Raw genomic sequence first — 10,026 nt, 5'->3', positions numbered from 1 at the left:
CGATCCCGCTTACCTCCACCACGTAGGAAAAACAACAGTTCTGACCGTCCGGGTCCCCATCGTCTAGAGGCCTAGGACATCACCCTTTCACGGTGAGTACCGGGGTTCGAATCCCCGTGGGGACGCCAAGAATTTGGCAGCAAGATTGACACCGCGGTGCGGTGCGATTTTTAGTAAACAGCAGCAAGTACAGTTCAAGGTCCCCATCGTCTAGAGGCCNNGAATCCCCGTGGGGACGCCAGCATAAAACCGGAGTAGACCAACGCGCTTGCGCGGAGAGGTGCTCCGGTTTTTCATTTTGTCCAACGCTTTCGCGTATCGACATGCCATTCACTCCAGCTCTTACCCTCGCCCTGTTCTGCAAGGTCGTCGACAACTACGGCGACATCGGCATTTGCTGGCGCCTGGCGCGCCAGCTGTGGCGCGAACACGGCGTCCACGTCAGCCTCTGGGTCGACGATCTCCACAGTTTCCGCCGCATCTGCCCGGAGGTCGACGTCGCCGCCGCCGCGCAGACGGTGCAGGGCGTGCTTGTTCGTCACTGGCGCGACCAGGAAGGCACATTCGCGCCGGAAGAGGTCGCGGACATCGTGATCGAATTCTTTGCGGTCGACATTCCGCCCGGCTACGTCGAGGCCATGGCGCAGCGCACGCCGCGACCGGTGTGGTTCAACCTCGAAGGCCTGACGGCGGAAGAGTGGGTGGAGGGTTGTCACCGCCTGCCGTCCATGCACCCGCGCCTGAAACTGACCAAGCATTTCTTCTTCCCGGGATTTACCGCGAAGACCGGCGGCGTGCTGCACGAAGCCGGGCTCGACGAGGAGCGCCTGTCCTTCCAGGCCGACCCTGCCGCAATGGCGGCCTTCCTCGGCGGCCTCGGCCTGCGTGCCGCGGAGATGGACGCCTTGAAAGTCTCGCTGTTCTGCTATCCGCATGCGCCGGTCGCCGAGCTGCTGCGCGCCTGGTCGGAAGGCGTCCGGCCGGTGACTTGCCTGGTGCCGGAAGGCGTGGCGGCCGAGGCGGTCCAGGCATGCATGGGGAACGGCGCGCGTGCCGGCGACAGCGCTACGGCCGGCGCGCTCACCGTGCGGATGCTGCCTTTCGTGCCGCAGCCTGACTACGACCGGCTGTTGTGGGCCTGCGACCTGAACTTCGTGCGCGGCGAGGATTCCTTTGTCCGCGCCCAATGGGCAGGGCGGCCTTTTGTCTGGCACATCTATCCACAGGACGAGAACCTGCATCACAAAAAATTGCGCGCGTTTCTCGCCCGTTATGCGGGCGGATTGCCGGCGCTCGAGCGCTTTTCGCTCGGATGGAATGGCGCCATCGATATCGATCCGATGCCGACCGCATGGCAGGACTTGCAAGGCGAATTGCCGCGCATTGCCATTCGTGCAGAAGAATGGCGGAGGGAAGTACTCGCCCATGGCGATTTGACGACGAAGCTGCTCCAATTCGCCCGCGAACTGAGGCTTGCTGCGCAAAATCCGGTATAATGCGCGGTTAGTTTGTAACGAATACCACAGGATCAAACGTAGGCTCCCAAGCTTTCTTCGCTCATAGCCACCGCTGATTTAATGCAACTTACTTTTTACGTAAAACTACTATGAAATTCGCTAAAGAAATCCGTGTTGGCAACATCATTATGGTCGAAGACAAGCCATTCATCGTGCTGCGTTCGGACGTGAACGGTTCGAGCCGCACGGGCTTCACCTACAAGTGGAAGATGAAGAATCTTCTGACCAACGCCCCGCTGGAAAACGTGTTCCGCGGCGACGACAAGTTCGACGTGGTCGTGCTGGACAAGAAGCCGGTGACCTACTCGTACTTCGCCGACCCGCTGTACGTCTTCATGGACGAAGAGTACAACCAGTACGAAATCGAAGAAGAGAACATGGGCGACGCCATCAACTACCTGAAAGACGGTATGGAATGCGAAGCCGTGTTCTACGACGGCAAGGCCATTTCGGTCGAACTGCCGACCACCATCGCACGCCTGGTCGTGTACTCGGAGCCGGCCGTCAAGGGCAACACCTCGGGCAATGTCCTGAAGGAAGCCAAGATCGAGAACGCCATCGAAGCCAAGCAGCACACCGTGATGGTGCCGCTGTTCGTCAGCACCGATGACGTTATCGAAATCGACACCCGTACCAACGAGTACAAGAAAGTCGTTCGTAACTAAGCTTCGAGCGCCCACGGAAAAACGCTGCTTCGGCAGCGTTTTTTTTCGCCCGTACGCGGCAGGGCGATATCACCGGCGACGTGTCACATGAGTAATTTTTACTGCTATGCTCATGCATTATTTGACATGGAGACGTGTATGAAACGCAGGGATTTCGTTCGGCTTGGAGTAAGCGCAGGCATGGCGGCGGGCGCCACCGCGGCAAGCGCAGGGGCGCAAGCCGCGCCCAAGGCGCCGGGCGGGGCCGCAGCGGGCATCCTGGATGCCGGCGTGCACGAACAGCAGGCCCAGATGGCGGCCGGCAAGCTCACGTCAAGCTCCCTGGTGCAGCAATACCTGGCGCGCATCGCCGCCGTCGACAAGGCCGGCCCGCGCCTGAATTCGGTGATCGAAACCAATCCGGATGCCCTCAAGATCGCGGCCGAGATGGACCGCGAACGCGCCAGCGGCCGGCTGCGCGGTCCGCTGCACGGCATCCCGGTCCTGTTGAAGGACAACATCGCCACCGCCGACCGCATGAGCACCAGCGCCGGTTCGCTCGCCCTCGACGGCGTGCGCGCGGTGAAGGACGCACATATCGTCACGCTGCTGCGCCATGCCGGCGCCGTCATCATCGGCAAGACCAACCTGTCCGAATGGGCCAACATGCGCTCCACCAAGTCGGTGAGCGGCTGGAGCGGACGCGGCGGGCAGACCAAGAACCCCTACGCGCTCGACCGCAATACCAGCGGCTCCAGCTCGGGCTCGGGCGCCGCCGCGGCGGCCAGCCTGGCCACCCTGACCGTCGGCACCGAGACCGACGGCTCGATCGTCTCGCCGTCCTCGTCCTGCGGCATCGTCGGCATCAAGCCGACCCTGGGCCTGCTCAGCCGCAGCGGCATCATTCCGATCGCCCATTCGCAGGACACGGCCGGCCCGATGACCCGCAGCGTGGCGGACGCGGCCCTGATGCTGGCCGCCATGGCCGGCCCCGATCCCGACGACAAGGCGACCGCCGACAGCAAGAACCGCGTGGCCGACTATGCGGCGGCCCTGCGCCTTGACGGCCTGAAGGGCAAGCGCATCGGCGTGGCGCGTAATTTTTTCGGCAGCAATGACGCGGTCGACGCGATCATCGAGAAGGAACTGGCAGTCTTGAGGTCGCAAGGCGCCACCCTGATCGACGTGAAAGTACCGAACGTCGACAAGTACAACGAGAGCGAGCTGCAGGTGCTGCTGTACGAATTCGCGCCGGGCCTGGAGGCTTGGCTCAAGAACTATGCGCCGCACGCGCCGGTCAAGAACATGGCGGACGTGATCGCGTTCAACGAGAAGAACGCGGCGCGCGAGATGCCGTACTTCAAGCAGGAACACCTGGTCGCGGCCCAGGCCAAGCCGGGGCTGGACGCACGCGAGTACCGCGAAGCCCTGGCCAACGACCTGCGCTATTCGCGCGACGAAGGTATCGACCAGGTGATGAAGGAGCACAAGCTCGACGCCCTGGTGGCGCCGACCGGCGGTCCGGCCTGGCTCACCGACTACGTCAACGGCGACCACTACGGCGGCAGCTTCTCGAGCCCGGCCGCGGTGGCGGGCTATCCGCACATCACGGTGCCGGCCGGCTTTACGCGCGGCCTGCCGGTGGGGATCTCGTTTGTCGGCGGGGCGTGGAGCGAAGCGTCCCTGATCGGGATGGCCTATGCCTACGAACAGGCATCGAAGCGCCGCCGCGCGCCGGTGTATCCCGCGACTATCAACGTGAAGCTGTGATCAGCGTACGTTCTGCCTGGCCTTGGCGAATTGCGGCCCCCACAGCGGGTGGCCCTGTTCGCCGGGGCTGAGGTCGAAGGACGCATCCAGCCGCAGCGCCCGTTCGAAGGCCTGGCGGCATGGGGTGGGGCGGTTGGTCACGCAATAGCTGAACGCGGTGTACTTGAGCGCGCTGACGCGGTTGCGCACCGAGCCGCTGTTCATGTCGTTCGAGCTCAAGCGCTTGATCGCGCCGTTGAAGTCGCCGTCGTGGTACAGGGCGATGCCTTCGCGCAGGGCGGCGTCGTCGCGGTTCGAGGCCGGGCGCTCCGGACGCGGGGCCGGACGCTCGTTGCGCTCGACACGCTCGGCGCGCGGGTGGGAGCGGTCGTCCACGCGCGCGCGGGTGCGCGGCGGATCGTTCTTGCCCATGATGGAATTGAGCTGCGAATTCAATTCGGCGCAGCCGCCGAGCAGCATCACGGCGCCGAGCAGGCAGGCACGCAAGCCATGGTTCGGGATGCGCAGGTTCACTCCACCTCCTCTTCAGTAAAATCCAGTTCGATGGTCGCCGATGCGCCCTTGACGGCGTTGACCATCACGGTGTGCTCGGGGAAATTCGGGTTGACGATGCGGATCGTGTGCTGGCCGGGCGCCAGCGTCAGGCGCTTGAGCGGCGGGCTGGCGCCGTGGTCGACGCCGTCGACCTGCACCATGGCCCAGGGTTTGATCACCAGTTTATAGGTAGCGCCTGTCGCGGCTGCTACCGGGCGCGCCGTGGCCGGCTGGCCAGTCGCCGCTGGCGTCTCGGTGGCCGGCGCTGCCGGGGTGGGAAGTGCGGCAGGATCGCTTGCGGCGAGGATGGACGGATCGGACAGGCCGGCGTCCGCTCCCGCCACAGCCGGGGCAGGGCCTGGTGTTTCAGGTGCCGCGGCTGCCGTGTCGCCGTCGCCCGGCAGGGCCAGCGTGACGGTGTCGCGCGAGTCGGCCCCGTGCAGCAGGGCGAACAGGGCGCCGAGGGCCGCCAGCAGGACGGTCGCCGCGGCAACCAGCAGCAGCCAGCGCTTCAGTCCGCTGCTTTCGCTGACGGGCGCGGGTTCGCTGAGGAAGGACACCGTCGGCTCCGGCGGCACCGGGGACAGCGCCTGCGCGGGAACGGGCGGACCGAGCGGCACGATGCCGAGCAGGTTGCGCAATTGTTCGATGGTGTGGGGGCGCTGCGCCGGATCGGGCGACAGGCAGCGGTCGACGGCGGTCACGAAGCTGTCGCTGTACTGGTCCCCGCTGTTGCCGGACAGCCGCCCCTGCAGCGGCGCCGCGGGCGGATATTCCCGGGTGATGGCGTAATGGACCACGGCGGCCAGGTCGTGCATGTCGCCCGCCTCCGACCAGGCACTGCCCACGTCCGGCGAGGGCAGGAGCATCGGGTCGCCGGAGTCGAGCACCAGCACCGTGTCGGGGCTGATGGGGCGGTGCGGCATCTGCATCGCGTACTGCAGTTCGAGCGACTGCAGGATCTGGCGGAAGATGCGCCGGCACCAGACTTCGTTGACGAGTTCATGGTTGAACTCGACGACTTCGCGCACGGTCCGGCCGTCGGTCTGCTGTTGCTGGGTTACGGGAGTGCTGGTCATCATGGCGTCGAGCCGCGCCCTGACACGCAGGAAGCTGTCCGGAATGTGTCCCGGCGCGGTATTTGTATTTTGACAAATAATGCCAGATTTGCCGCGCCGGTGGCGCTGCTGAGCCAACCGTGCGCGGCTGTTACAACTTCGTTACAACTCTGCCGTAAAGCCTTATACGTCGAGGAAGCGCATCTTGAAGTAGCGGCCCTTGATCACGCCGAATTCCGGACCCGGCGCCTGGCGGTCGTTCAGCTTGGCGACTGCCGCGTGGGCGGCATGGCGGTCGAGCGCCACGTAGCTGGCGAACTCGCCGACGTTGATCTTGCCGACTTGTTCCTTGGTCAACCCGGCGTCGCCGGTGAGCGCGCCGAGGATGTCGCCCGGGCGCAGCTTGGCCTTCTTGCCGCCGGCGATGTGCAGGGTCAGCATCGGGGCCGGCGCGGCTGCTTCGGGGTGTTCGCCCAGCTCGTCGAGCTTGTGCCATTCGGCCGGGGCGTCCTGGTATTCCTCGATCAGGCGCACCCATTTCTTTTCGTTCGGCGCGGCCAGGGTCAGCGCCAGCCCGCTTTCGCCGCCGCGGCCGGTGCGGCCGATGCGGTGCACGTGCACTTCCGGGTCCTTCGAGACGTCGGCATTGATCACGGTGTCGAGGTTGGCGATGTCGAGGCCGCGCGCGGCGACGTCGGTTGCCACCAGTACCGAGCAGCTGCGGTTGGCGAACAGCACCAGGATCTCGTCGCGCTCCCACTGTTCCAGTTCGCCGTACAAGGCCAGTGCCGAGAAGCCCTGCTCGCGCAGGTGATCGGCCAGCTCGCGGCAATGGGCCTTGGTGTTGCAGAAGGCGAGGGTGGAAACCGGCTGGTAGTGCTTGAGCAGCTGCGCCACCGCTTCGTCGCGGCCTTCGAAGCCGATCTCGTAGAAGCGCTGTTCGATCTTTTCCGCGCTGTGCTGGCTCTCGACCGCCACTTCGAGCGGATCGACCAGGAAGCCGGCGGTGGCGAAGCGGATGTCGTCCGGATAGGTGGCCGAGAACAGCAGGGTCTGGCGGCGCTGCGGGCAGGCAGAAACGATGCTTTCGATCTCGTCGTAGAAACCCATGTCGGTCATGCGGTCGGCCTCGTCCAGCACCAGGGTCTGGACTTTCGACAGGTCGAGGGTGTGGCGGCCCAGGTGGTCGCGGATGCGACCCGGGGTGCCGACCACGATGTGGGCGCCGTGCTCGAGCGAGGCGATCTGCGGGCGCATGGCGACGCCGCCGGTCAGGGTCAGGATCTTGACGTTGCCGACGCCGCGCGCCAGGCGGCGCAGTTCGTTCGCGACCTGGTCGGCCAGTTCGCGTGTCGGGCACAGCACCAGGCCCTGCACCGCGAACCAGGCCGGATTGAGCTTGTGCAGTACGCCGATGCCGAAGGCGGCGGTCTTGCCGCTGCCGGTCTTGGCCTGGGCGATCAGGTCGCGTCCTTCCAGCACCGCCGGCAGCGAGGCGGCCTGGATCGGCGTCATCCCGTGGTAGCCCAGGGTGGCAAGGTTGGCGAGGAAGCGCGGCGCCAGTGGCAGCGAAGTGAAGGGTTGCGTGTTCATGGGTGTCCTGCCAGGGTTTGGCCAAGTGTAGCCATATGACGGACTACGCCGAGGCCGGCGCCCACACCGGCAGGCCGGTCAGGTCGAGGTTCTCGTCGCGGCGCCAGACGGGCAGGCCGGTGGTGTCGGTTTCTTCGAGCAGTTCCAGCTGCTCCTGTTTCAGCGAGGCGCGACGCGCACGGGGAGCGGTGCGCTTCGGTTCGACAACGGGGTCAAGCGGTGCGGCCGGCTCGAAGCCCGGCAGGTCGATTGTCGCGTTGTCTTTCTTGTCTCTCATCTGCCTGGATGCTGCGCTGCGTCGTTTTTGCTGCCGCAGAAAACAAAAGCCCGGCTACAAGAGTCGGGCTTTTATCGGTATTTGGTTGCGGGGACAGGATTTGAACCTGTGACCTTCGGGTTATGAGCCCGACGAGCTGCCAGACTGCTCCACCCCGCGTCTGAGAAAAAGATTATAGCGCGGATCGGCGGCTTGTGCAATCTTCGATTGCTCGCAGGCGCCACAGCGATGTCACTTCGCGCGAGCGGGCCGCGTGCAGCGGATCGTCGGGGTCGCTTGCCTTGCCGTGGGTCGGGCGGACGTCGTGGCGGGCAACAACGTCGAGCCCGGCATCCCTTATCCAGCCCAGCAATTGTTCGCGCGTGCGCAGCCCGAGATGCTCGGCCAGGTCCGACAGGATCAGCCAGCCTTCGCCGCCGGGTTCCAGGTGCTGCGCCAGGCCGCCCAGAAAACCCTTGAGCATGCGGCTGTCGGGATCGTAGATCGCATATTCGATGGCCGAGCTGGGCTTGCCGGGCAGCCAGGGCGGATTGCACACCACCAGGGGAGCACGGCCTTCGGGGAACAGGTCGGCCTGGATCACCTCGACCTGGGCGGCCAGGCCGAGCCGGGCGATGTTCTCGCGCGCGCAGCCGAGTGCGCGCGCATCCATGTCGGTGGCGAGCACGCGCTCGATGCCGCGCCGCGCCAGCACCGCCGATAGCACGCCGGTGCCGGCGCCGATGTCGAAGGCCAGCTTTGCAGCCTTGGGCAGCGGAGCCTGGGCCACCAGCTCGACGTATTCCCCGCGCACCGGCGAGAACACGCCGTACCACGGGTGGATGTTCGCATCGAGCGCCGCGATGCGCACGCCCTTGCGGCGCCATTCGTGGGCGCCGATCACGCCCAGCAGTTCGCGCAGCGAAGCGACATACGGGCTATCTGCCGGACCGTAGGCCTCGAGGCAGGCTTCGCGCACGTCGGGCGCGCGGCGCAGCGGAATCACGTGGCCGGCCTCGAAGGGGATCAGGAGCATGGCGAGCGTGCGCGCACGCTGCAGCTGCTGCAGGCGGTGGCGGTGGAACTGTTCGCTTGGTGTCGACGGCGCCTTGCCCGCCTTGGCGCGGCGCGCACGATCGCTCTTGTGCTCGACGCGGCGCACCAGGGCGCTCAGGAGCTGGCGCGCATTCTGGAAGTCGCCGCGCCAGAGCAGGGCGGTGCCCTCGAGCGCCAGCCGGTAGGCGGTGTCGGCGTTCATGGTGTCGTCGGCGACGACCACCTTCTTCGGCGCCGGCCAGCCGCTTTCCGAGCGCCAGGACGCCGAGCGCTCGCCTCCGCCTTCCATCCAGCTTACAGCGCGTGACAATTCCCCCGATGGCTGCGTTGCATCGTCTCGCCGTACGTTCGTACTGTCTTCGACGATGCGCCTTGCCCTCGGGGTTTTGTCAGGCGCTTCAGGTTGCCCCATCGTGTCGCTCATCGATGGCCGATCAGTGATGGTGGTGCCAGTTGCCGTCGGCCGATTCGAGATAGGACTTGACCGCGTCCGGGCTGCCGGTGGCGTGACGCTTGGGCTCGCCGCATTCGCAGACGCCCAGGTAAGGCTGGATGTGCGAGCAGGCCGAGACCTTCTGCAGGGTGACCTTGACCGGTTTGGCGCACTTGGCGCACTTGAAAGTGAGGAAGCGAGCTGGCTTCATGGGAGTGTCTGTGTGAGTTTCGGGAAGAGCGGCATTCTACACCCGCACCGGCTACTCGACCACGACCGCGCTGCTGCCGCCCCCCGCCGGGCGCACCAGCACCTTGGTGGCGATGCGTTCGGTCATCTCCTGCACGTGCGAGATCACGCCCACCTTGCGGCCCAGCGATTGCAGCGCGTCCAGCGCATCCATCGCCACGCCCAGGGTGTCGGTGTCGAGACTGCCGAAGCCTTCGTCGATGAAGAGCGACTCGACCCGCACCCGGTTCGAGGACAGCGAGGCCAGGCCGAGCGCCAGGGCCAGCGACACCAGGAAGGATTCGCCGCCGGACAGGGAATTGACCGAGCGCACTTCGCCGCCCATGTCCTGGTCGCGCACCATCAGGGCCAGCGAGGGTGCGCCGTTGTGGCTGACGCGCTCGAGGCGGTAGCGCCGCGCCAGTTGCCCGAGGTGGGCATTGGCGTAGCCGAGCAGCACGTCGAGGGTGAATTGCTGGGCGTAATTGCGGAACTTCTTGCCGTCGCTGGAACCGATCAGCTCGGACAGCTTGCCCCAGCGTTGCTCTTCGAGCTGCTGGCGCTCGATCTCGGCCAGCACCGCCTGCGCCTGCACGCGCCGGGTGTCGTCCTGGCCGATGCGCATGCGCAGTTCGGTGGCCAGGTCGTGGGCCGCGCGGCGCTCGCTTGTCAGGGCTTCGACGGCGGCGGCCACGGTTTCAAGGCTCAGGCCGCTTTCGGGCGCGCCTTCGGCGTGCAGTCCGCGCTGGGCGCGGCGCTCCGCCAGCACGGCGGTGGCGCTGGCGACCTGGGCGTCGAGCGCCCCCAGTGCGCTACGTTCCTGCGCCAGCCAGGTGCCGCCGACCGCCAGCAGGCGGCCGAGTTCGGCCGAGTCCTCGACCGGATCGAGGCCCTTGATGAAGGCCGATTTGCGGTAGTCCTCCAGCCAGTCGGCCAG

General features: G+C 66.0%; 10 protein-coding genes and 2 tRNA genes. 4 read left to right on the top strand and 8 right to left on the bottom strand.

The genetic code is table 11. The features are described 5' to 3' along the window. The first annotated feature begins 52 nt into the window (after nt 1-52). The 4 genes from B2R83_RS23180 (at nt 53) to B2R83_RS23165 (ending at nt 3,931) form a co-directional block, all read left to right on the top strand. A tRNA-Glu gene (locus tag B2R83_RS23180) sits at nt 53-128 on the top strand. 195 nt (nt 129-323) lie between these two features. Then, nucleotides 324-1,496, top strand: coding sequence for an elongation factor P maturation arginine rhamnosyltransferase EarP (earP, locus tag B2R83_RS23175; RefSeq protein WP_292045453.1), 1,173 nt, complete (start codon nt 324-326; stop codon nt 1,494-1,496). Between the two features lie 110 nt (nt 1,497-1,606). Beyond that, a complete protein-coding gene (locus B2R83_RS23170) occupies nt 1,607-2,182 on the top strand; it encodes an elongation factor P (RefSeq protein WP_027863741.1) in 576 nt (191 codons plus the stop codon). A gap of 138 nt (nt 2,183-2,320) precedes the next feature. Next, complete coding sequence (locus B2R83_RS23165) at nt 2,321-3,931, top strand: amidase (protein ID WP_292045451.1); 1,611 nt, start codon at nt 2,321-2,323, stop codon at nt 3,929-3,931. Here B2R83_RS23165 and B2R83_RS23160 read toward each other — a convergent pair whose 3' ends face one another. The 8 genes from B2R83_RS23160 to B2R83_RS23125 all read right to left on the bottom strand — a co-directional run. Further along, a complete protein-coding gene (locus B2R83_RS23160) occupies nt 3,932-4,444 on the bottom strand; it encodes a TssQ family T6SS-associated lipoprotein (protein WP_292045449.1) in 513 nt (170 codons plus the stop codon). Further along, nucleotides 4,441-5,544, bottom strand: coding sequence for a hypothetical protein (locus B2R83_RS23155; protein ID WP_292045447.1), 1,104 nt, complete (start codon nt 5,542-5,544; stop codon nt 4,441-4,443). Before B2R83_RS23155 ends, B2R83_RS23160 begins: the two co-directional genes overlap by 4 nt. Before the next feature lie 162 nt (nt 5,545-5,706). Next, entirely contained in the window at nt 5,707-7,116 is a 1,410-nt protein-coding gene (dbpA, locus tag B2R83_RS23150) for an ATP-dependent RNA helicase DbpA (protein WP_292045445.1), read from the bottom strand. A gap of 43 nt (nt 7,117-7,159) precedes the next feature. Beyond that, nucleotides 7,160-7,393 (bottom strand): hypothetical protein, encoded by a 234-nt coding sequence (locus B2R83_RS23145; RefSeq protein ID WP_036207356.1) that lies wholly within the window; start codon nt 7,391-7,393, stop codon nt 7,160-7,162. Between the two features lie 82 nt (nt 7,394-7,475). Further along, nucleotides 7,476-7,552 (bottom strand) — tRNA-Met (locus B2R83_RS23140). Between the two features lie 13 nt (nt 7,553-7,565). Further along, nucleotides 7,566-8,717, bottom strand: a complete 1,152-nt coding sequence (locus tag B2R83_RS23135; RefSeq protein WP_292045444.1) for a class I SAM-dependent methyltransferase — start codon at nt 8,715-8,717, stop codon at nt 7,566-7,568. A gap of 145 nt (nt 8,718-8,862) precedes the next feature. Beyond that, nucleotides 8,863-9,072 carry a hypothetical protein gene (locus B2R83_RS23130; RefSeq protein WP_027863734.1) on the bottom strand — a complete coding sequence of 70 codons (210 nt, stop codon included), beginning with the start codon at nt 9,070-9,072 and terminating at the stop codon, nt 8,863-8,865. Nucleotides 9,073-9,123: 51 nt separating this feature from the next. After that, on the bottom strand, nt 9,124-10,026 hold a 903-nt coding region (locus tag B2R83_RS23125; protein WP_292045443.1), incomplete at its 5' end, for an SbcC/MukB-like Walker B domain-containing protein.

This window comes from Massilia sp. UBA6681 (assembly GCF_002454935.1).
In the GTDB taxonomy this organism is placed as follows: Bacteria; Pseudomonadota; Gammaproteobacteria; order Burkholderiales; family Burkholderiaceae_D; genus Telluria; species Telluria varians.
This window is presented reverse-complemented; position numbering and strand designations above follow the sequence as displayed.

Coding starts and splice junctions, on each gene's coding strand:
- earP (WP_292045453.1), top strand. CDS start 324: ATGCCATTCACTCCAGCTCTTACCCTCGCCCTGTTCTGCAAGGTCGTC.
- B2R83_RS23170 (WP_027863741.1), top strand. CDS start 1,607: ATGAAATTCGCTAAAGAAATCCGTGTTGGCAACATCATTATGGTCGAA.
- B2R83_RS23165 (WP_292045451.1), top strand. CDS start 2,321: ATGAAACGCAGGGATTTCGTTCGGCTTGGAGTAAGCGCAGGCATGGCG.
- B2R83_RS23155 (WP_292045447.1), bottom strand. CDS start 5,544: ATGACCAGCACTCCCGTAACCCAGCAACAGCAGACCGACGGCCGGACC.
- dbpA (WP_292045445.1), bottom strand. CDS start 7,116: ATGAACACGCAACCCTTCACTTCGCTGCCACTGGCGCCGCGCTTCCTC.
- B2R83_RS23145 (WP_036207356.1), bottom strand. CDS start 7,393: ATGAGAGACAAGAAAGACAACGCGACAATCGACCTGCCGGGCTTCGAG.
- B2R83_RS23135 (WP_292045444.1), bottom strand. CDS start 8,717: ATGGAAGGCGGAGGCGAGCGCTCGGCGTCCTGGCGCTCGGAAAGCGGC.
- B2R83_RS23130 (WP_027863734.1), bottom strand. CDS start 9,072: ATGAAGCCAGCTCGCTTCCTCACTTTCAAGTGCGCCAAGTGCGCCAAA.